The sequence below is a fragment of the Malaciobacter pacificus genome (assembly GCF_004214795.1).
Lineage (GTDB): Bacteria > Campylobacterota > Campylobacteria > Campylobacterales > Arcobacteraceae > Malaciobacter_A > Malaciobacter_A pacificus.
In genome coordinates, this window is the sequence record NZ_CP035928.1 from 1604243 (window position 1) to 1626906 (window position 22664).

At 26.6% G+C, this 22664-nt stretch carries 23 protein-coding genes and 1 pseudogene; 8 read left to right on the forward strand and 16 right to left on the reverse strand.

What is annotated here, in order from left to right; all coding sequences use genetic code 11:
• Nucleotides 1-191: 191 nt before the first annotated feature.
• From APAC_RS08015 to APAC_RS08025, 3 genes and pseudogenes are all read right to left on the reverse strand, one after another.
• Nucleotides 192-614 (reverse strand): annotated as a pseudogene (locus APAC_RS08015) (transposase); the annotation flags it as partial.
• Between the two features lie 55 nt (nt 615-669).
• Nucleotides 670-1017: a hypothetical protein gene (locus tag APAC_RS08020; RefSeq protein ID WP_130233621.1), complete on the reverse strand. Its 348-nt coding sequence runs from the start codon at nt 1015-1017 to the stop codon at nt 670-672.
• A gap of 19 nt (nt 1018-1036) precedes the next feature.
• Nucleotides 1037-2956, reverse strand: coding sequence for a methyl-accepting chemotaxis protein (locus APAC_RS08025; RefSeq protein WP_130233622.1), 1920 nt, complete (start codon nt 2954-2956; stop codon nt 1037-1039).
• Between the two features lie 206 nt (nt 2957-3162).
• Here APAC_RS08025 and ligA point away from each other — a divergent pair, with 206 nt between their 5' ends.
• On the forward strand, nt 3163-5121 hold the full coding sequence (gene ligA / locus APAC_RS08030; RefSeq protein WP_371868598.1) for an NAD-dependent DNA ligase LigA: 1959 nt from the start codon (nt 3163-3165) through the stop codon (nt 5119-5121).
• A gap of 17 nt (nt 5122-5138) precedes the next feature.
• Here the strand turns inward: ligA and APAC_RS08035 are convergent, their stop codons facing one another.
• From APAC_RS08035 to APAC_RS08055, 5 genes are read right to left on the reverse strand one after another with little or no spacing between them, the layout of a single operon-like run.
• Entirely contained in the window at nt 5139-6152 is a 1014-nt protein-coding gene (locus APAC_RS08035) for a sensor histidine kinase (protein WP_130233623.1), read from the reverse strand.
• Between the two features lie 3 nt (nt 6153-6155).
• Nucleotides 6156-6824 (reverse strand): transposase, encoded by a 669-nt coding sequence (locus APAC_RS08040; protein ID WP_170170138.1) that lies wholly within the window; start codon nt 6822-6824, stop codon nt 6156-6158.
• Nucleotides 6825-6837: 13 nt separating this feature from the next.
• The gene (locus tag APAC_RS08045) at nt 6838-7758 is read right to left on the reverse strand and encodes an IS3 family transposase (RefSeq protein WP_119173274.1); all 921 of its coding nucleotides are present in this window, start codon (nt 7756-7758) and stop codon (nt 6838-6840) included.
• Nucleotides 7716-8012, reverse strand: coding sequence for a transposase (locus APAC_RS08050; RefSeq protein ID WP_044416656.1), 297 nt, complete (start codon nt 8010-8012; stop codon nt 7716-7718). The genes APAC_RS08045 and APAC_RS08050 overlap by 43 nt, the downstream gene beginning before the upstream one ends.
• A gap of 58 nt (nt 8013-8070) precedes the next feature.
• Nucleotides 8071-8811 carry a transposase gene (locus APAC_RS08055; protein ID WP_170170139.1) on the reverse strand — a complete coding sequence of 247 codons (741 nt, stop codon included), beginning with the start codon at nt 8809-8811 and terminating at the stop codon, nt 8071-8073.
• 285 nt (nt 8812-9096) lie between these two features.
• Between APAC_RS08055 and APAC_RS08060 the strand changes: the two genes are divergently transcribed.
• Nucleotides 9097-9891 (forward strand): agmatine deiminase family protein, encoded by a 795-nt coding sequence (locus APAC_RS08060; RefSeq protein ID WP_130233624.1) that lies wholly within the window; start codon nt 9097-9099, stop codon nt 9889-9891.
• 21 nt (nt 9892-9912) lie between these two features.
• On the opposite strand, the gene APAC_RS08065 is transcribed toward APAC_RS08060, so the two are convergent.
• A complete protein-coding gene (locus APAC_RS08065) occupies nt 9913-10668 on the reverse strand; it encodes a hypothetical protein (RefSeq protein ID WP_130233625.1) in 756 nt (251 codons plus the stop codon).
• A gap of 169 nt (nt 10669-10837) precedes the next feature.
• On the opposite strand from APAC_RS08065, the gene APAC_RS08070 reads away from it, so the two are divergent.
• Both APAC_RS08070 and APAC_RS08075 read left to right on the forward strand, forming a co-directional pair.
• Nucleotides 10838-11443 (forward strand): transposase, encoded by a 606-nt coding sequence (locus APAC_RS08070; protein ID WP_130233626.1) that lies wholly within the window; start codon nt 10838-10840, stop codon nt 11441-11443.
• On the forward strand, nt 11422-12012 hold the full coding sequence (locus tag APAC_RS08075) for a transposase (protein WP_130233627.1): 591 nt from the start codon (nt 11422-11424) through the stop codon (nt 12010-12012). Before APAC_RS08070 ends, APAC_RS08075 begins: the two co-directional genes overlap by 22 nt.
• Nucleotides 12013-12263: 251 nt before the next feature.
• On the opposite strand, the gene APAC_RS08080 is transcribed toward APAC_RS08075, so the two are convergent.
• The 3 genes from APAC_RS08080 to APAC_RS08090 all read right to left on the reverse strand — a co-directional run bounded on the left by APAC_RS08080 (nt 12264) and on the right by APAC_RS08090 (nt 15528).
• Entirely contained in the window at nt 12264-12707 is a 444-nt protein-coding gene (locus tag APAC_RS08080; RefSeq protein WP_130233628.1) for a hypothetical protein, read from the reverse strand.
• A 79-nt stretch (nt 12708-12786) separates the two neighbouring features.
• Entirely contained in the window at nt 12787-13356 is a 570-nt protein-coding gene (locus tag APAC_RS08085; RefSeq protein ID WP_130233629.1) for a hypothetical protein, read from the reverse strand.
• Between the two features lie 93 nt (nt 13357-13449).
• Nucleotides 13450-15528 (reverse strand): AAA family ATPase, encoded by a 2079-nt coding sequence (locus APAC_RS08090; RefSeq protein ID WP_228255900.1) that lies wholly within the window; start codon nt 15526-15528, stop codon nt 13450-13452.
• Nucleotides 15529-15739: 211 nt separating this feature from the next.
• Between APAC_RS08090 and sfsA the strand changes: the two genes are divergently transcribed.
• Genes sfsA through APAC_RS08105 form a run of 3 tightly spaced genes read left to right on the forward strand, consistent with a single transcriptional unit; the run spans nt 15740 to nt 18831 of the window.
• Nucleotides 15740-16441 carry a DNA/RNA nuclease SfsA gene (sfsA, locus tag APAC_RS08095; RefSeq protein ID WP_130233631.1) on the forward strand — a complete coding sequence of 234 codons (702 nt, stop codon included), beginning with the start codon at nt 15740-15742 and terminating at the stop codon, nt 16439-16441.
• Between the two features lie 57 nt (nt 16442-16498).
• Entirely contained in the window at nt 16499-17719 is a 1221-nt protein-coding gene (locus APAC_RS08100; RefSeq protein ID WP_130233632.1) for a MotA/TolQ/ExbB proton channel family protein, read from the forward strand.
• A gap of 2 nt (nt 17720-17721) precedes the next feature.
• Complete coding sequence (locus APAC_RS08105) at nt 17722-18831, forward strand: OmpA family protein (RefSeq protein ID WP_130233633.1); 1110 nt, start codon at nt 17722-17724, stop codon at nt 18829-18831.
• 104 nt (nt 18832-18935) lie between these two features.
• Here the strand turns inward: APAC_RS08105 and APAC_RS08110 are convergent, their stop codons facing one another.
• On the reverse strand, nt 18936-20000 hold the full coding sequence (locus APAC_RS08110) for a PQQ-dependent sugar dehydrogenase (protein ID WP_130233634.1): 1065 nt from the start codon (nt 19998-20000) through the stop codon (nt 18936-18938).
• A 153-nt stretch (nt 20001-20153) separates the two neighbouring features.
• Between APAC_RS08110 and APAC_RS08115 the strand changes: the two genes are divergently transcribed.
• Complete coding sequence (locus APAC_RS08115) at nt 20154-20348, forward strand: YgaP family membrane protein (protein WP_130233635.1); 195 nt, start codon at nt 20154-20156, stop codon at nt 20346-20348.
• 17 nt (nt 20349-20365) lie between these two features.
• On the opposite strand, the gene APAC_RS08120 is transcribed toward APAC_RS08115, so the two are convergent.
• From APAC_RS08120 to APAC_RS08130, 3 genes are all read right to left on the reverse strand, one after another.
• Nucleotides 20366-20677, reverse strand: a complete 312-nt coding sequence (locus APAC_RS08120; protein ID WP_130233636.1) for a hypothetical protein — start codon at nt 20675-20677, stop codon at nt 20366-20368.
• Between the two features lie 9 nt (nt 20678-20686).
• Nucleotides 20687-21562, reverse strand: a complete 876-nt coding sequence (locus APAC_RS08125) for an alpha/beta fold hydrolase (RefSeq protein ID WP_130233637.1) — start codon at nt 21560-21562, stop codon at nt 20687-20689.
• An 80-nt stretch (nt 21563-21642) separates the two neighbouring features.
• Complete coding sequence (locus APAC_RS08130; protein ID WP_130233638.1) at nt 21643-22641, reverse strand: HupE/UreJ family protein; 999 nt, start codon at nt 22639-22641, stop codon at nt 21643-21645.
• Nucleotides 22642-22664: the final 23 nt, after the last annotated feature.

Below are 22664 nucleotides of genomic sequence, written 5' to 3' on the forward strand. Positions count from 1 at the left end.
CAATATTACAACTTGAATCTCTGCACAAGAATATTCGTGAGTTGATAGAACAAAGAATTTGAAAGGATTGATATATCAATAAAAAATAGAATATAAACTCTATATAGTCTTTTTCATAACCTCTAGAGACTGTGAAAGAACTAACTCCTATGTAAGTAAAAAGAATCGAGTTAAAGAATATTTTTCAATATTTAAATGTATAAACTCATTTTTCGATGATAAAAAGCTTTAAAAAAGACTAGAACTGCAATGTACTCTGCTATTTCTTGTTTTATATCTTCAATATTGCCACTTTTACTGGCTTTTATCAGCTTTTTAAACAGTGTAATACCAATTAGATTTAATAATCTTCTAAAATTATAGGTAAGCATAATAAGAGCATTTTCTCCAGCAACTTTTATTTTACCCCGTACTAGAAAATGACTCCAGCCAAGCTTTTGTTTGATTGTCCCAAATGGATGTTCAACTAATTCTGTACGCTGTTGAATCATCACTTTAGCTTCTTGTGTATTCATCTTTGCACGGTGTGCAATGACAACTTCTTCATGTTCCCAACGCCATAGACGTTTTGCAGGAGTTTTTTCAGGAATACATTGTGAACGTATGGGACAAACTTTACATACAGAACCAGATTGTCCCCTCTTTTGTCCCTAAACTCTCACAAAACTCTTAACTAACTCGATTTTTAGCCTTGTTAATCTCATTTGTATATTTATATACCATGTAATCAAACATTCTTGCTTGAGTGTTTTTTTGAAAGAAAAAAAACATTTCAAGCAATCTAAAACTCATTCTTAAAAATGCTGTAAAAGGTACAATATAACTTATTATAGTGCTTTGTGTTCTATAAGGATAGTATTTTTCTAACTCCTCTTTTAACTCTTTTAATACTTGGCTCTCTTCCATTAAATTTTCTCTATTTACACCTGAAATAGATTTTATTGCAATTAAAAAATTTACTACAAACATAAATGCATTTAAATTCCATCCAACTATACAAATATCTAAATAACTCATATTACCTACTTTTTAATAATTATGAAAACTGTTTTGTAACTTCATCTTTGCCTTCAAACTCTTTAGAATCTGTATTTGAAACTATATTTAATGCAATTTCAGAAGTGTTTTTTGCAATATCATTCGTTTGAACAGCAACGGAAGCATTAGCTTGTGTTTGAGCATCCAAAGAGTTTATTGCATTATTAATTTGAACAATTCCCATTTCTTGTTCTTTAAATGATAACGAAATATCATTAATTAAATCAATAGTTTCTTTAATATTTGTATTTAAACTTTCATAACCTTTAATCATTGTATCAGATATTTTTTTACCATTATTTGCTTTTTGAGTAGCATCTTCCACTAAATCTTTTATCTCTTTTGCTGCTTCGGCACTTCTTGAAGCTAAATTCCTAACCTCTTGAGCAACAACAGCGAAACCTTTTCCTGCCTCACCTGCAGTTGCTGCTTCAACAGCTGCGTTTAGTGATAGAATATTTGTTTGGAAAGCAATTTGATCAATTACTGAAATTGCTTCATTAATTGCTGTTACTTTATCATTTATTTCATCCATTGATTGAGTTGTTTCATTAGCAAGTGTCTCACCATTTTCTGCTGAACTTGTAACTAAACTAGTAATATTTGACATCTCAATGATTTTTGTACTTGAGTTTTTTATACCACTAGTAACCTCTTCTAATGCAGCAGCTGTTTCCTCTAATTTTGCTGCAGCATCATTTGATGATTTATTTAAAGTATTAACATTTCCAAGTAATTGACTGGCAGATTTATTTAATATTAAACCATTTTTTCTATTCTCTTTTAACATCTCATTAGTTGTGTCTCTTACATTATTTATTGAATTAATTAATGTTTCAAAAACTCCACCTTTTTCTATCCCATTTAATGCTAGTTTATTTGTATAATTATAATTTGAATATTCAATAAGAACTTTATTAACATCTAGAAAGTGCTCTTTGGTAGCATCAATCATATTATTAATTCCTTCTTTTAAAGTATTCAATGTTGGATCACTTGTATCTACTTCTATTTTTTGAGAATACCAACCACTCTTAACCCTATTAATAACTACCGATGCATCATCAATTAAAAGTTTATCCTCATCAAGAGATTTTTTTACTATATCAATTTCACTATTAATTAAAGCAGCCATTTGTGAAAACTCATCTTTAGAATTAATATTAATATACTCAACTTTGTCAGTTTTCTTATTTAAAAAATCGAAAAATGATGATAAGCCTGTTCTGAATTCTTCTAATGATTTTGAAATATTTTTAATCAATAAGAACAAATATGTAAATATTAAAGAGACTAAAACAAAAAATTCTACAATCATAAAAGTAACTAAACTATCGAGTTCTTCGTTCAACATTTTTGTTCTTTTTTCTAAACCTTTAGTCTTAACATCTTTAATTTTATTTAATGCTTCCCTTGATCCATTTGCTAAAGGAGTAGCATCTTTTTTATAATTTTGATATGTTTTTTGTAAAACTTCAGTTGTTCTATCTATATTTTCTAAAGCTTTTACTTTAGAAAATCCATCATCAATAAAAGCTAAAGTATTATTTTTTGAGATTTCAGTATCTGCAATCTTTTTCTTTTCATTAGGTGTATTAACAACACTTTGTTTTAAAGTATCAAAATGTTTTATTATTTCATTTCTACTATTTTCTATTTTTGTAATATTTTTATTATATTCATTACCTAACATAATATCTCTAGTACATCTACTTATATAGTTTAATTCTTTTTCTATTTCTATAACTGCAAATTTACCAACCATAGCTTTTTTAGCATATATTTCAAAGTTATTCTTTGCATTACTAACATGATTATATTTAACAATTGAAGAAACAACTAAAATAATAAAAACAACAATTCCAAAAAGCACCATCTTTCTCGCGATAGTTAGCGCGATAGTTAGATTAAAATCCATTTGATTACCTTTTATTAAAAAAAATTATATTATTTTAGCTAAATAACTTTTAATAGTCCATTCTTTAAGCTTTTTAATCCATAATTAAATATTTATAATCTTTTTGTTTTAAACTATTTAGTATAAAAAATATTTATATATAAGCTAATCTTATTAATAAGCAAATTTCAATATAATACAAAATAAAATTTAATAAAGAAAGATTTATGGAAAAAATAATAACTAGTGATGAATATAAAAAACAGATACAGACACTTATAAATTGGGCACATGCATATTATGTAGAAGATAACCCAATTGCAACAGATGAAGAGTATGACAAATTAGCAAGAACTTGTTTAGCTTTTGAACAAACATATCCTGATTTATCACATCCTAACTCACCAAATAAAAGAGTTGGAGGTTTTGTTTTAGATGGCTTTGAAAAAGCATCACATCTATCAAGAATGTGGTCACAAGAAGATGTTTTTAATACACAAGAATTAGAAGATTGGATTAAAAGAGCACAAAAAGTAAATACAAATCTAGAGTTTTATTGTGAACCTAAGTTTGATGGAGCGAGCTTAAACCTTATTTACGAAAATGGTTTATTAAAACAAGCTATTACAAGAGGTGATGGAAGTGTTGGAGAAGATGTAACAAATAATGTTTTAACAATACACTCTATCCCTTTAGAAATTAAGGAAAAATCTTTAATAGAGATTAGAGGTGAGATTGTTATTAGAAAAAAAGATTTTGAAAAAATCAATGAAGAAAGACTAAAAAACAATGAAGCACTATTTGCAAACCCTAGAAATGCAGCTTCTGGAAGTTTAAGACAACTAGATCCTAGCATCACAGCTAAGAGAAAACTATTTTTTAATGTTTGGGGAATTGGTGTAAATACACTTGAACATAAAAATATGAAAGATAAAATGGATTATATCTATTCATTAGGTTTTGTAAAACCACCACTTCAAACTTTAACTAAAACCGTTAAAGAAATAGAAGAAGTTTATCATAAAATCATAGCTTCAAGGGATGAGATTCCTATGATGCTTGATGGTATGGTTGTAAAGATAAATGACATTGAAACTTGTGAAGAATTAGGTTATACAGTTAAGTTTCCTAGATGGTCTTGTGCTTATAAATTCCCAGCAGTTGAAAAAACCACAAGAATAAAAGAGATTATATTACAAGTAGGACGTACAGGTGTTATAACACCTGTTGCTAGCGTTGAGCCAACACTTATAGATGGAAGTACAGTTAGCCGTGCAACTTTACATAACTTTGATGAGATTGAAAGACTTGATTTAAGAATCAATGATGAAGTAATTATCATAAAAAGTGGAGATATTATTCCTAAAATCACTAAAGTATTTACTGATAGAAGAAGTGGAGATGAAACACCAATTTCAAGACCAACTCAATGTCCCCAATGTAATAGTGAACTTCTTGATGAAGGGACAATGATAAAGTGTCAAAACCTTGATTGTCCTTCTATAGTAGTTAATTCAATAATTTATTTTGCAAGTAAAAATTGTATGAATATTGATGGTCTTGGAAATAAGATTGTTGAACTTCTAGTTAAAGAAGAGAAAATCAAAGATATCTTAGATTTATACTCATTAAAATATGAAGATTTAGAAAACCTTGAAGGGTTTAAAGAGAAAAAAATCAATAATCTTTTAAATGCAATTGAAAATACAAAAGGAACACAACTTCATAGGGTTATAAACGCTCTTGGAATTGAACATATTGGTGAAGTAGCTTCTAAACAAATCTGTTTAGAGTTTGGTTTAGGTGTAATTGATATTGATATTGATTCATTAATTGCCCTTGATGGGATTGGTGAACAAATGGCTAATTCATATGTTGAATTTATGAGAGTAAATCATGAATTAGTTTTAAAACTTATTGAGATAATAAATCCTGAAGTTGAAGAAAAAGTTGAGATTAGTGAAAATGTTTTTAAAGGTACAACCGTTGTATTAACTGGTACTATGAGTGTAAGTAGAGGTGTTATAAAAAAACAACTTGAAGCACTTGGAGCAAAAGTAAGCTCATCTGTATCAAAAAAGACTGATTATGTTATATATGGTGAAGATGCCGGAAGTAAATATGATAAGGCAGTTGAACTTGGTGTTAAAACTCTAACGGAAGATGAAATGAATGTAATGATTTAATTCATTGCATTCATTTTTTATGAAGTTACTTTAGAAATAAACTCCTCTTTATTTATAGGCATAATAAAAACTTCTGATGATAAATCTAATAGATTCTTGTCAATTTTAATGTCACTTTTTGATAATAAATATAGTTTTTTAAACTCAATACCTCTCAAAGAATCATGTATTATAAATTGAGAAAAGTTTTCAATATTTATAATTATAACATCAAACTTATTTTTTGTTAAGTTTTTTATAAATTGTGTAATTTCATCAACTTGAACTAGAGAATTTGCTTCTCTTTTTAATTCTATTGTATACTTCATAAAACTTATAACATCATCATTTAAAAGAAGTATATTATATTTCTTTTCACATTTTATATCTTGATTTAATTCATCATTTTTTAAACTATCTTTTTCAATAACTTTATTAAAACTCGATTCATCTAAATTTTTATCAATTGTAACAACAAATTCACTACCCAAACCTAATTCACTTTTTACATTTATATTTCCACCTAATAATCTTGCTAAATCTTTACATATTGCTAAACCTAAACCTGTACCGCCATATTTTCTTGAAATACCGTCATCCACTTGTTTAAATCTTTCAAAAATAAGTTTTTGTTTATCTTTTGGAATTCCAATTCCATCATCTTTAACAGATATATTTATTTTTTCACCACTTAAATATACACAAAGAGTTATTTTCCCATTTTGAGTAAATTTAATTGAATTTCCTATAAGGTTTACAATAATTTGTTTTATTCTTACTTCATCATTGTAAATAAAATTTAAGTTTTCATCTTTTTCATAAATAAACTCTAAGCCTTTTTCATTTGTTGCTAATAAAAACATATCTACTATTTCATCAAATAATTTATTAAAATCAAATTTTGATGGGCTAATCTTTACTTGACCTGATTCAAGTCTTGAAACGTCTAAAATATCATTTATTAAAGTTAATAAATCTTTACCACAGCTGTTTATAATCTTAATATTTCTTAATTCATTGTCATCTAAATTACCGCTTTTATTTTTAAGCATAACTTAACTTTCGCACCTAAAACCAAGCAATTTTCCAGTCACATCTCTTAATAGATCAATGATAGCTGTAAAATCCTCATTTCTATTGACAACTTCTTCAATTTTTGCAATCTCATCTAAAATAGCTAAAAATGCTTGCATAGCTATTGCTAGAGTATGAAGTTCACATTCTAAATCTTTAAACAATCCACCAATTGTTTTAGGTTCATTGCTGATACGATTTATATAGCTAACAACATTGTATGTAAAAAAAGATAGTGTAATTCTGGCTATCAAAGCTTCATAGATTCGATTCTCTTCTTTTCCGAATCCAAAGTGTTCACGAAGTTCTTTATACCCTTGTTCTATATCCCATCGTCTTTTATAAATATCTATAATCTCTTCATCACTAAGTATAAGATTGGTTGATACGATTGGTATTAAATTCTCTTTTGTTTTTATAAAAACAATTTTTAATTTACCAGCTTTTTTATGTTCAACTATGGTTGAAAAATACTCAAACTTTATCTTTTTGCCATATTGACCCATCTTGATAGATTTAAGCTTTTTAAATTTGTTATAGATGCCATCAAGGGTCTTTTTCTCTCCTGTAAAATTCCATATCCTGTCATTGTTTACCATTCTTGAAATGACTTGCAATCCAAGTTGGAGTGGTAACTTAAAATAAGACACTTTTTTTATAATTCTATGCAGCTATTTCATTTTGTAACATCAAATTGATTTCTTCAAATCTAACAGGTGATAAATTTCCAAGATAACTATGTGATCTTGTTCTATTATAATAAAACTCAATATACTCAAAAATCTCTTGTTTTGCTTGTTTTTTAGTATAGAAATATTTCTGATAAATTAACTCATTTTTTAATGATTTAAAAAAACTCTCTGCTACTGCATTATCCCAACAATTTCCTTTCCTACTCATACTTTGAATTATTCCATATTTTTGCAATAAATCTTTATGACTATAAGAAGCATATTGACTTCCTCGATCTGTATGCCAAATAAGTCCTTTAGGTGGATTTCTATGTTTAATTGCCATATCTAAAGCATCATTTACAAGTGATACTTTCATACTATCATCAATAGACCATCCAACAACTTTTCTTGAATATAAATCAATTACAGTTGCAAGATACAACCATCCCTCTCCAGTAGGAATATAAGTAATATCACCAACATATTTCTCATTAGGATTTGAAGCATAAAAATCTCTATTTAAAATATTTGGTGCTATTGGTAGATTATGATTTGAATCTGTAGTATTTTTATATCTTCTTTTAATATTCACTTTTAGATTCAAATCTTTCATAATAGTAGAAATACGTCTTCTTGATACAATAAGCCCATAGAGTTCTTTTAGTTTATCTTGAATTCTTCTACTGCCATAATTATTTCTACCAAAAACAAATATAGATTTTACAAGTTCATTAAGTTGAATATCTACTTTTTTTACAATACAACCAGCTTTTACCCAATGATAATATGAAGCTCTATTTACTTTTAGAATTTTACACATTTTATTGATATTGAAACTCTTTGTATGTTTTTGTATCCAGGCATACTTTATAGAGTTTCTTTTGCGAAGTATGCTGTTGCTTTTTTTAATATATCCCTTTCTTGCTTTAAAATCTTATTCTCTTTACGTAAGCGTTTAAGCTCTTCAGCTTCACTCTCTTTGAGTGTACTTTTTATTTCAATATTCCTCATTGGAATATTATGTTCTTTTTTATATGCAGTAACCCATGCATATAATGTTTTTGGATTTAAATCTAAATCTTTTGCTATATCTTTTACATTTTCATTATTGTTAATAATTAATTGTACTGTTGAGTCTTTAAACTCTTGACTATATTTTCTCATGGTAACCCTTATTCATTTTTTATTTTAACGCAGAATCTCTAAAATTCTTTGTCTGAATTTATGTTACCTCTCCAAGTTCATTCATAGTTTCTATAAATACAGGTTTAGAATACCAGCTATCTACAAGCAGATAATCTGCATATATACCACTAGCTACTGCTCTTTTAATCATCTCTATAGCAATTTGTGATTTCCCTTTTAAGCTTTCCAATCTTCGCTTATGTGCATTGGTTCGATGATCAATAATATTTGTAAACTCTTCTATCTTTACCCTTGCATAACTGTTCATAGCAATTGCAAAGTCCAACATAAAATTTGAATAACCATCACTATAGTTTAGTGATACAACATTTACACCTCTGATTTTTCTCTTTGCTTTATTGCTCCAAAGGTTGTCACAACTTCCCTCTATATTTTTACCAACTTTATCTTCAACAGTATCATCAAGTATAAGAACTCTTACTAGCTTTGAATCTTGCACTTTATGAAGTAGTGATAAGATCTTTAAAGAACTAAGAGATAATAGTTTTCTCCAATTATAAGAAGTATTGGAAAGTAATCGATAATATACATCTTTTTTGAAACTATCATTACTTTGATCCATAAAGGTTGATATTTTTTTATTCATAACCAGCATATATACAAAATGTAATACAACCATATGAACAGCAACTCCCTCTTTTTTAGAAAAATTGCTCTTGGTTAAAATAGTTTTCATATTTAACAAACGTAATGTTTCATAGATTGGATTTTTTAACTTATCGTTTATAATACCGATGATCTTGGATTCTATCTGCATTCTTACCCTTTAATATAATAGATATTATAGCTAAAAGTGCCTATTTAAGGGCTTTATTGAGAGTTCAAAATAGAAAAATATCATAGAAAAACAACTAAATTATTTTTATGTCAACAAGGATAAGATTATTAACTAAAGGAGTAATGTTTTAGGGAGATTTAGCTACAATTTTAATCAATTTAACGTGCGAAAGTTAAGTTACATAATTAAATATAAATATAGCTTCTAAATTAGACAAAGAAATGTCTACTTAATAAATTATGATAAAGATTACAAGGAGCATAAATGGAGACTTTAATTAATCTATCAGAATTACTATTTAAAAAATATCCAAATAGTGCAAATAAATTAGTAACTATTTTTAAAAAGTATAATATTAAGTATAAGGTATTAGAAAATACTAATGATATATGGGTAAGGGATTTTATGCCTTTTTGTTTAGATAATGGGCAGTTAGTATCATATATTTATAATCCTGATTATCTTCAAGATCAATTTTATAAAAAAACTATTACTAAAATACATTATAAAAAGAATCACTTAAATTTAGTTTTAGATGGTGGAAATTTTGTAAGATATAGAAATAAAGCTATTATGACTGATAAAATTTTTAAAGAAAATCCTAAAAAATCAAAAGACGAAATAATAAATGAAATAAAATCAATTTGTATGTTAGATGAATTAATTATAATACCTAAGCAGCCATATGATTATTTAGGTCATAGCGATAGTATGGTTAGATTTATAGATGAAAACAGTGTTTTAATAAATGACTTTTCTATTGAGTCAACTACTTTTAATACAATGCTAAAAAAAGCTCTTAATAATTCAAATTTGAGAATCTTATCTATGAAATACAGTGATAATTTTTTTAATGAAAACAGAAACTGGGGAGCATATTTAAACTTTTTAAAAATTGATAACTTGATTATCCTTCCAATTTATGGAATTAGTGAGGATAAGTTAGCCATAAATCAACTTCAAAATATCTATTCTGATTATATTATTGAAACAATAGAATTAAATGAAATAATTGAAGTTGGTGGTGCTATTCATTGTATTACGAATGAAATTTTCTAGTAAATATTCTAAATTTACAATTTATTTCATTTCCCATATTTTTGATTTTTCAGGAAAATTTACATCTTTATTTAAGTAATTCTTCCAAAATTTATTTATTCCATAGGCAATTGGCTTAAAATCTTTAGGAGAAATAAAATCACTTTTTGCATTGTTGCAAATATAACAAGATAAAGAGCAATTTTCAGGAGAATATACATTCTTTTCTTTTGGGGCAGTAACAATTCTCTCAATTTCTAATACCTGACCTCGTTGTCTTGCATCTTTATACTGTTCATTATCTTTATTAAAATATTCTTTTAAATCTTTTTCTTCGACACCACAATAACAACATATTCTTTTTTCTTTATTATACCAGTTAATAAACTTTTCTTTTGTTTCAAATTTTCCGTCATTACCTTCTAATCTTTTTTTTGTAGCTAAAGATTCAATTCTTGATTGCTCATCCTGATAATTTGTCCAATAGTCTAATTTATCAATTGTTATAATATCAATAGGATTTAATTCTAATCCTTCATTATTTAATTCTAAATTTTCATTAAATGTAATTTTATTTATATTAGCATGAATACCTGAAACCTTAAAAATATGTAATTTCATATCATTTAAACATAAACAATATACTGATTCTAATTCTTCAGAAAGAGAAAAATTAAAAGTATTTGTTGATGTTTTTCTTGCACTCTTTAAACAATATTTGTTATTGTCATTTTTATAAATTAACCAATCTAATTTTACACATTCAGAATACTTAGCATAACTATCTATTCTTTCCATTGCTATTTCAACTAAAGTTTTATTTTTTAAATTATTTAAATTGAGCCACTTGCAGATTATAAAAAACAACCCGTAATTTAAGCTGATTTAAATTTTAAAAAGTTGAATCAAACTTCAGATAAGTTATAATTTTTTACTACAAAAATTTAACAGAAGAGCGATTCAACTTATGGAAATTATTCTACCAAAAATATCTTCAAGTCTATCTAAAATGTGGACTAAGGTTTTAAATCTTGAAAATTCACTTTTTCCTTCTTTGAAAAGAGAGCTTCAATTAGAAGAGTTGTCAAATAAAGAGCAAAAGCTTATTAAGATATTAGACTTTGCTGCGATTGAAAAAAATATCACTGTCGTATCTATTACAAACACTCCAAAGCATAGAGAAGAGATTGCACGAGCATTTATTGCAAAGAGTGTTTACAATATCCAAACAACCAGAGACCTTATCGATAGACTTCATAGTGATAGAACGCTGAGGATCTTGTGTGGGTGGAGATATAAAAACGATATTCCAAGTGAGTCTAAATTTAGTAGAGTCTTTAAGGAGCTCAGTGAGCTTAAAATTGCACAAAAGACGCATGAGCAGTTTGTGAAGGAGTATCTAAGGGATACACTCTTTTTTTATAATGCAAGTGATGCAACAAAAATACCACTGAGAGAAAAACCTGTAAAAGTGAAAAAGAAAAGTTTAAACCAAAAAGAAGAGGACGACCTAAAAAAGGTGAAACAAGAGAGCCTAAAACACCCAGTATCTTGCAGCAACAAGAAGATATGAAAACCACAAAGCAGATGCTATCTTTGGTATCAACGCAGTGTGGAGTTGGAAGAAAACAGAATTCCAAAGGCAACTTTGAAACATGGATAGGAGGGAAACTCCATATCAGTGTAGTAGATGGAGATATCCCTATTACTGCTATTTATTCAGGGGCAAATGTTCATGATAGCTCAGTAGCACTTCCTCTTATAAACGAGACAAGCAAAAAAGTATCATATCTTTATGACTTACAAGATGCAGGATACGACAGCAATATTATCAGAGATTTTTCCAAAAAACTAAATCATAGACCGCTTATTGATATCAATCCGAAGAACTCCAAAGAGTTAAAAGGAAAAATTCAACTTATAAAAGATGAAAAAAAGAAATTTAAAATTCTAAACCTTACTCAAAGTTTAGATACCCATCACTATAACCAAAGAAGTATGGTTGAGAGAGTCAATAAATACCTCAAAGAAGACTTTGGATGCAGTAATATTTATTATAAAGGAGCTACAAAAGTAGCTTCTGTTTTAGCATTTGGTATTTTATCAGTTTGTATTCATCAGAGTTTGAAACTGGTAACATAACTTTTAGCTAAAAACACTAAAAATTAGCCATTTTTAAAACTCAACCATCAAGCACGCACCCAATAATAGTTTTTTATCTAAAATTGACCCATAAAGCGGTAAAATGATTAAAAGTTTAAAAGATCTGCTTGATAAGCTTAGTAGGTTTACAAATTCACTAGTTTATGATGGTGGAATTTGCAAGCGGCTCAAATTAAAATCCAATATCAATCCTTTTTAAAATTATATTCAAACAAAGTCTCAGAAATAACTCAATCTAAATAAAATATTTTTTCTTCATAAAATCTTTTAGCATTATCATAATCTAAAACCCAAAATACTGCATTATTATCAACTCCATCTTCATATGGATTTCCATACTTTTTTGATAATGCATTAAATACTTCATCATCTTTTTCACATTCAATAGCAATACTTCCTAAATAGGGGTATTGTTCATATTCTGAACTCACTAAATCAAAGACTTCTATTAATTTTACACTTGGAAAATTTTCATTCATGTATTTTAAAAATTCTTCTCTTTTTGTATAGTTAGTAAAATCTTTATTTAGATATTTAGTAAAAACATCTTCACCTGTAACTTTCTTACCAAAAGCATGTACATCATTGTAAACTGTATTAAACACTAGCCAATAAGTTTCTCTTTTTCTTTCTTTTACCACATATTCATCAATTGTATATAATATTTGAGCCATATAATTCTCCTAATTAATTATTACTAATTATAAATAAAAAATAAGACACTTATTTGTCTAAATATATTTTTTATATTTTTTATATTTTTTCATTTATTAGTTTTCCATCTTTTGTAAACGTATACAAATTACCAAATAAATATAATTCATAATTAACTATATCTCCCCATATAAACAACTTACCATTATTAAATACATAGTCTTTAATAATTTCATTTGAAATAATATTTAATATTTCATTTCTACTTTTAAATAAATATTTCTCATCTTTATATAACGATATTCTTCTTTTTGATTCTAAAAAAGCCAATGCAAATATAGGTTCACTTTTTCTTTTAAAATTTGTATTTACAAAAATATAAGCATCTTTAAATTTTTCTATTTCAATTTTTAGATTTGCGTAGTTATCAAGCTCTTTTTGAATTTGTGTATCATCAATTTCAAGCGCTTTACAAAGTTTAATCAAAAACTCTTCGGCATTATTAACTAAGTCATAAAATCCACTATTTAGCCACCCATAAATAGTTTCTGTTTTTAGAAATTTATTAAGTGATTTTTCTAATTTTTTTGTTGATTGATAATCTAACTTTTGTTTTAAATCTTCAATTGAAGCATCTTTGATTTTTTGGTTTAGTATTTCTTTTAGCATTTTATTATCCTTTGTTTTTTAAAGCAGTCGATACATTGTTTACTGCTTTTATGTAGTTATTATAATCATCTAAGTAGACAAAAAGTTGTCTACTTAAATAAACCCCATTGTTTTTTCATTATTTACTTGTTTAACTTCTACTTCTTCTTTTAATCTATTATAAAAATCATTTGAGTTTTTTATAGGCATAAATCTATTTTGTCTAACTACTGCTGCAAAATCACCTGGTGTTAAGCAACTTAAACTTTTTATTTGGTTTTTAGATTTTTCATAATCTTTAATATTTAAATTTTTGCATTCACTCTCAAACAGTTCCCAAGCTTGTTGTGATTTTAAATAATCAAATTCAAGTTTTAAATCAAATCTTCTTAAACTTGCTTTATCTAGATTATTCATAAGATTAGTAGTTGCAATAAAAATACCATCAAAGTTTTCCATTTGAATAAGCATTTCATTTACTTGTGTAACTTCCCAAGATTTTGAAGCATTTTCTCTGCTACTTAAAAAACTATCAACTTCATCAAATACAAGAATTCCATCCTCTTCTTTTGCTTCTTTAAATGCATTTGCGATATTTTTTTCAGTTCCACCAACCCACATAGACATTAAATCACTTCCTTTTTTTAAAATAAGTGGTTTATCCAAAAAATCTGCAATATATTTACCATAAGCACTTTTTCCAGTTCCTGCTGGCCCATACAAACATATTCTTGCATTTTGGTTTTCTTTTATTCCTGATGCTAAACTATTTAAATCAATATTACAATTTATATATGAAGGATCATAAGTTTTAGGTAATTTAATTAAACTATCCTCTTTTTTATAATCATGTCCTTGTGCTTTTAGGGTATTTTGTATAATCATTTCAAAGGCTTTGTCTTTATCTTTTGTATTTATATTTGATATTACTTTTGCTGCTCTACTAACTAATGCAGGAGCTATTTTTTCATTTTTTGATAAAGAGGTAATTGTATCTTCACTTATTAAGTTTTGGCTATATTTATTTATAATCTCTTTTCTTTTTGACTTAAGTGGAATTGGAACTTCTAAGCTTAAATCAAATCTTCTAATAATGGCATCATCAATACTATTTGCATCATTTGTAATCCAAATAGTAGGAATGTCATTGTTTTCTAAAGTTCTATTTATCCAGGCTTTATTTTTTTGTCTACTATCAAAAATATCACCTGAATTAAATATATCTTCAACTTCATCAAACATAATTAGTGCATTTTTATTTGATAAAAGTGATTGTGCAAATTTAAATGCTCTAAGTCTTTTTGTTCCTTCAATTGGTTCATCATCTTCATCACAATATGAGATTTCATATAAGGCCGATTTTAACTCATTTGAAATAGCTTTTGCTAATTCAGTTTTACCAGTTCCTGGGATTCCATAAAGAAGAACATTTACTCCTTTATCACCTGATATTAAAGCATTATTTAAATAAGGTACTAAAATATTTAAATCATTGTTTATATGTTCAAAATCATTTAAACAAAGATCTGTTTCATTGCATCTATAAATTACCTCTTTTAAAATAGATTCCATATCTTGATTACAAGACAACATATTTTGAGCAAATAAATCTGTAATAAATTCTAAATTATCTTCTAAACAACCACTATATTTTGTGTCAAGTGTTAAAAGTGATGATTTAACTAATCTTGATTTTGAAGAGAAAATTTTATTTATTTCATTTATAGGAATATTTAAAATAACTGCTAAAGCTCTTTTAGTTTGTCCTGAATTTAGATTTCTACCTAAAAATCCCATACATTCTTTTAAAATATCATATTGATTTAATAAAATAGCAAACTCTAAGATATTAGTTTCATTGTTGTTTAGTTGAGCAATATTTGAAATATTTTTAAGATTTGTTTTTAAAGTTTTTATATTTGAAAATCTAACTCTATTCTCTAATTTTATTAGTTTGTTTTTTAAAAAAGATATGACATTTTCTCTAGTATTTTCTTCATTTAAAAAAGACTCTAATCCTAAAAAATAGGCTAAATTTTCTTCTCTTATATCTCCATCTTTGTCGATGAATTCATTTATAGTATTTAATTTAAAAAGAACTCTTAACATCCAAAGTGAAAACTTATCAACTAACTCTTTTTCAACTAAATTCTCAATATCAAAACTTGAAATATTTTTAGATCTTCTACTCATCATAAATCCTTTAATTAACTTATAATGAGATTTTAATAGTTTAAGTGGACATTTTAATGTCTGATTTTAAAAAATTTGCAAGTTGTCTATAAAACAAATTTATTGAGTTTTTTTGAACACATATTGAACAAAAAAAGGTTTGTTTTAGTCTTATTCTTAAGCCATTATATTATACACTCCAACTCAGATATAAACATATTTAGGAAGTATTATGCAATTTGATAATTTAATCCATGGAAAACTAATAAAAAGATATAAAAGATTTTTAGCTGATATTACACTTGATGATGGCACTGAAATTACTGCTCATGTTCCAAATAGTGGAGCTATGACTTCTTGTATTGAAGAAGCTTGTGATGTATGGGTATCACACCATGATAACCCAAAAAGAAAACTAAAATATACTTTAGAACTTACAAAAATGGGAAATGAGTTAATCTGTACAAATACAGGAGTTGCAAATAAAATTGCAATTGAGGCTATACAAAATGGAGTTATAAAAGAACTTCAAGATTATGATAATCTAAAACCTGAGCAAAAATATGGAAATCAAAACTCTAGAATCGATATATTATTATGGAATGAAAATTCTGATAAAGAATGTTTTGTAGAAATCAAAAGTGTTAGTTTAAACCTTGGGGATACTCTAGCTTTCCCTGATGCAAAAACTACAAGAGGTCAAAAGCACCTTGAAGAGCTTAGAGATATGGTTACTGAAGGTCATAGAGCAGTTATGTTATATGTTATTCAAAGAACTGACAAATTACCTTTTAGAATTGCAAGAGAGATTGATAAGAAATATGATGAGATATTTAAAGAAGTAACTAATCAAGGAGTTGAAGTATTGGTTTATCAATCAGATATAAATCATCAAGAGATAAATATTGTAAAAAAAATAAACTATACTTACTAAATTTTGTTATACAATGGTTAATAAATTTTAGATATTATTTTTCATAAGGAATAAAACATGGTTACAAGAGAAGACTTTATATTTTTAAATAAAAATTTTTACACTCATTGTAAGGCAACAGCAAGAATATTCAATCTTCTAACTGTTCCTACAATAATTTTTGCCTTAGTAATACTTGGATATTTTGGTTATTTTCCTCTAAAAGTTGAACTACATAGTGTTGTTTTAATTGGTTTTATTTATTTTATATACCTATTTTTTGTAAGACATAATGCATATTATGTATCTTGTAAATTTAAAGCACAATATAAACTTTTAGTTGAACATTTAAAAAACTATATAAATGACAATCTTCTTACAATTGGTGATACAACTAAAGCAAATGGTAGTGTTGATGATTTTTTAAAAGAGTTCACAAGTAATATTAGAAATACAAACTTTTCATCAATCGCCTCAGGTGTTTTCCCTACTCTTGGAATTTTAGGTACTTTTATATCAATTGCATTTAGTATGCCTGATTTCAGCTCTGGTACATCAAGTGCACTAGAAAAAGAGATTACCGTACTTTTAGGTGGTGTTGGTACTGCTTTTTATGTATCTATTTATGGTATTTTTCTTTCACTTTGGTGGATATTTTTTGAAAAGATTGGAATGAGTAGATTCGAACATGATACTTTTATTATCAAAGAGAATACAAAATCTTTCTTTTGGACAAAACTTGATATTGAATCTATTCACTTACAAAGTAGCATGAAAAACTTTGAAAAAATGAGTCAATTATTTGAACAAATAACATCAACAAACTTATTAAATACAATAAATACTTCTTTAGAAAAAAGAGCACAAATTGTTGAGTCAATTATAAAAGAAGAAGAGTTATTAGTTCATAATATAAAAATAAATATTGAAAACTTTGAAAAACTTTTTGACCAAATAAAACTTATGACTTTAAATATTGAAAATAATATGTCTAAGTTCACAGAACAAAAAGATGATTATGAAAATAGTACAAAAATATTAAGTGAAAATATTGAAAGTCTAAACTCTACTTTAAGTAACTTAAATTCAACTAATGTTCAAGAAATCTATTCAAGTGTTATTAAAAATATTAACACTATGAAAAATGAAACAGATAAAATTAGATGGAAATTTACTCAAGATTTAGATGATTATGATTCAAAATTTAGTGAAAAACTAAAAAACTCACTAGAAGCTATAGATAATCAAACAGTTAAAATCATTGAAGATTTAAAAGAGTTTAAAGAGATCTCAAAATAGCCATGTACAATAATAACAAAGAAAACAACGAAAACTTCTGGATATCTTATGCAGATTTAATGGCTGGATTACTATTTGTTTTTATACTTGTAATTGGAGCTATTATTATAAAATATCTCTTTACTCAAACTGATTTACAAGCTATTAAAACAGATTTAGAAAAAGAGAAAATTGCTTTAAATATGAGTGAAGAGGAGTTAAAAAATAGAAAAACTCAATTAGAAGAAATAAATAAAAAACTCAACTCAACACTAGAAGAGAATACTAGACTTGCATTTGATTTAGCTAGGTCTCAAAAATTATATGAACAAATAAAAACAAGTGAAGGTAATTTAAAAGTTTCACTTGATGAAGCACTAAAACAAGTAAGTTTAACAAATGAAGAAGTAGAAAAATTAAAAGCTTTACTTTTAGATTATGAATTAAAACTAAAAAATGAAACTTCACAAAAAGATGAACTTATAGTAAAACTTGATGAAAAAAACAATTTTATAAAACTAAAAGATGATGAGTTATCTCTACTTCAAGATAAACTCTTAGAACAATTAAAAATCCATCAAAAACTTGTAGAAGATTTTGATATAACAAAAACAAAAATCAAGCATCTTACAGGTATTAAATTAACTGTTATTTCAAAATTAAAAGAGAAACTTGGTAATTCAATAGATATTGATGCTAAAAGTGGTGCGATAAAATTCTCTTCTAATATTTTATTTGGACAAGGTGAATACAAACTAAAAGAGGATTCAAAACAAGAATTAAAAAATATTTTAAAAAACTATATGTCTGCACTTTTTGATAATGAAGATATAAAAAAGTATATTGATAGTATTACAATAGAAGGTCATACTAATAGTGATGGAACTTATCTTGCAAACTTAGAGCTTTCTCAACAAAGAGCTTTAGAGGTTATGAAATTTTTGTATGAGTCAAATATCGTAGACAATGAGTTACTTACAAAATATGTTAGTGCAAGTGGTAGGTCTTATTCTGATATGATTTTACAAAATGGAATAGAAGATAAAAATGCTTCAAGAAGAATTGAAATCAAATTTAGAATTAAAAATGAAACAGCTATTAAAGAGCTTCAAAACTATTTGGAAAAGCAATGAAAAATTATCTTTATGAGCCAAAAAACTTAAAAAACTTAGCTAAAGAGATAGAAAAAAAGCTAGAAGAGAAGAAAAACTCTAGCTTTTTTGTAAAAATCAAAAACTTATTTAAGTAAATAAACCTTACCACTATCAGTACTAAAATATATTAATCCCTTTGGAGAAATTGCTATATGTCGTATTCTCTCTCCTAATTTATCTAAAATTCTATCCTCTTTTATAATATTAAAATTTTTATCTAAAGTTAAAATATTAATATGTGTTGACTTTAAAGCACCAGCTAATAATTTGCCCTTTAAATCTTCATAAATATCCCCATCATAATATACTAATGAACTTGGTGCAATTGAAGGAACATAATATTTTTTTGCATCTTTCATTCCCTCTTTATGCTTTACACCAACAGAAGAAATATTCCAGTACTCTTTTCCCCAAGAAACTTCAGGCCAACCATAGTTTTGTGCTTTTTGTACTAAATTAATTTCATCTCCACCCCTAGGTCCATGTTCAATTTCCCAAAGTTTTTTATTAACTTTGTCATAAAAAAGCCCTTGAGGGTTTCTATGACCAAAACTGTATATTTCATCTAAAATATTTTTATCATCTACAAAAGGATTATTTTTAGGAATTGTTCCATCAAGATTAAGTCTCATTATAGTTCCTGCATGATTCTTTAAATTCTGTGCATTTGCCCTAACACCTCTATCCCCCACTCCAAAATAAAGATTTCCCTTCTCATCAAATGTAATTCTACTTCCAAAATGGACATTTTTTGATGTTAACGACTTAGTTACTAAAATATCTTGAAAATTTACTAAGCTGTCTTTTTCAAATATTGCCTTTGCCAAAGTTGTAGCACCTTTAGAGTCAATATTTTTCACATACGTAAAATAAATAGTTTTATCATCTTTGAAATTAGGTGAAATCTTTACATCAAGTAAACCAGCTTGACCTTTATTATAAACCTCAAACTGCTTTAATATTTTTGTGTCTTTTTTCTTTAAATCATAAAGTAAAATTCTTCCATCTTTTATTGTAAGTATCATTTTATTTTCATTTATAAAATCCATACCCCAAACAACACCTAAATTTGACACTAACTCTTTCCCTTGATATTTTGCATATAGTGGGATTTGAATAAGTAATAAAAATGTGATTATAAATTTCATAGTATTCCTCAGTATCTTTTATTTAATTATATCTTTTAAATGTTAATTCACTGTTTAGTTAAGAAACATAAGTATTTCTTATTAAACATTTATTAAGTAAAATTATATGATAATTTAAATTACGAGAATTAGTCAATTATTAAGGATTAAAAGATGAATAAATTTGATAAATTTAGAGCTTTTTGTAGACCATTTAGAATTGTTATTGGATTAGTATTAATTGCCATTGGATTTTTCTTAGATAATCCATGGTTTTACTTAGGAGTAATACCTTTGATTGCTGGACTTGCAGACTTTTGTCCAGTATGTATTATTAGTAAAAAATGTACACCAAAAAATTTACAGTAAGGCTTAAATAGCCTTACTTAGCTTAATTCACAACCACAGTTATCGCACTCTTTTCGAAACCATCCTCGTCCTGGATATTTTCCACAATTAGGACATTTCCATAAAAAAAACATGTAACCAATATAGATTATAAATCCTGCAATTGAAGCATTAAACCAGATATCTTTTGTCACGCCAAATAATTCACTTTGCTCTTTTATTGTTAAAACAATTGTTGGAGTTAAAAGTAAAAAGAATAAAAAAGCAGTGATTTGAGCATTTTTTATTACCTTTGCAAACTCTTTTTTGATTTTTTCATTATTACTATTTTGTCTTGATTTTTTACCCAAAGTATTTTCCTATCTAAAAAATTTTCTAAATTCATCAATTACATCAAAAGGTGCTTCTTCTGCTAAGAAATGACCACACTCTAAAGCTTTTCCACTTACATCTTTTGCATAATCTTTCCAAACATCTATTACATTATAATTTTTATTTATAAAGCCTTTTTCACCCCATAAAACTAAAAGAGGCATACTGATCTTTTTATCACGAGAAAAAGCATCATCATTCATATCAACAGTTGCTGAAGCTCTATAGTCTTCACAAGTTGAATGAATCATATCTTTATCAAAGCATCTCACATACTGTTTTACTGCATCTTCATTAAATGTTGCACCTGGTGCACTCCATCTTTTTAATTTCTCTTTTAAATAATACTCTGCATTATTACCTATTAAAGTTTCAGGTAATGGGTACTCTTGAATTAAAAAGAACCAATGATAATATCCCGTTGAAAAATTCATATCACTATTTAAAAACATATGGAAAGTTGGTGCAATATCAAGAACACTAACTTTTTTTATCATATGGGGATAATCTAAACAAATTCTATGCGTCACTCTAGCACCTCTATCATGCCCTGCTAAATAGAACTCCTCATATCCCAACTCTTCCATAAGTTCAATCATATCATTTGCCATAACTTTTTTAGAATAGTTTTCATGGTTTTCTAAACCTTTTGGTTTCGAACTATCTCCATAGCCTCTTAAATCTGGGCATATTACAAAATAATCATTTGATAATTCATTTGCAACAGATGCCCACATAACATGTGTTTGAGGATAACCATGTAGTAAAAGTAAAGGTTCACCTCTACCTCCACTTACATAATTAATTTGAATATTGTCACTTGTAATAAATCTATCTTTTTTGAAGTTTTTGTTAAATAACACAGATATAATCCTATCATTTTTTTGGGATTATATCTTCAAAACGTAGCATGAACACAACATTTTGGAGAAACTTCAAAATATTATTTTTTATCCATTCTTCTATATTCTCCATCTAATTTTAGAGTTAATACTACATCGTTGTTTGAATTGTTTTTCCAATACCAACCATGTGTACCAATAAAAGTTGATACTCTAGAACCTGAATCTTTAGAAGAAGTAGTCTCTTTGAAGCTTTCAAAGTAACCATTTATCGAAGATGCTGGTTCTCCATGAAAATCAAAAAATAGATTTGTTTTAGGAGATGTTTCCCAAGAATAAATCAAGTTTTCATCTGGTATTTGCCAAACTTTATACTCTTTTTCTCCCTTGGCTTTTATAACAATTATTATTTCATCTTTGAAATTATTATTTTGAGATATACTAAATTTATATTCTGATAATTGCACAATAAAAAAATAAACTCCAGCAATAACAATAAAAGAGTTAACTACTAAAGAAAATAAATTAAAATTTTTACTTTTTCTAATAATATTAATAAATACTAACATCACAGCAAGTGCAATTATTTGTCCTAGCTCTATTCCTACATTAAAAGATATAATATTTAAGAATAACTGATTTGGATCTAAAGGAAGTTGTTGAAGTCTCGTAGATAAACCTAAGCCATGAATTAAACCTAAAATAAAAATAAGTCCTAGCATCCTTGATGTAGTAAAATTGATAAATTTTCTAAATGTTCCTAAATTAATAATACCTATTAAACAAACACTTAATGCAATAATTGCATCAATTAAATAATAGTTAATTTCTATTGAATTAAAAGTAGCATAAATTAAAGTTATAGAGTGACCAATAGTAAAAGTAGTGATATATTTAACAATATTTTTAAAAGATTGTAAAAAGAATATTATTCCTAAAACAAATAATAGATGATCATATCCCCAAAGCATATGAACAGCACCAACATAAATATAATGAAGATTTCCACCTTCAACAATTATTTGCTTTTCTGCTTCGGACATTCCATGCCCTAATGAAACACTAACTAAACATAAAAATAACAAACATATTTTTAACATATTCTAACTTCCACTAAAAAATT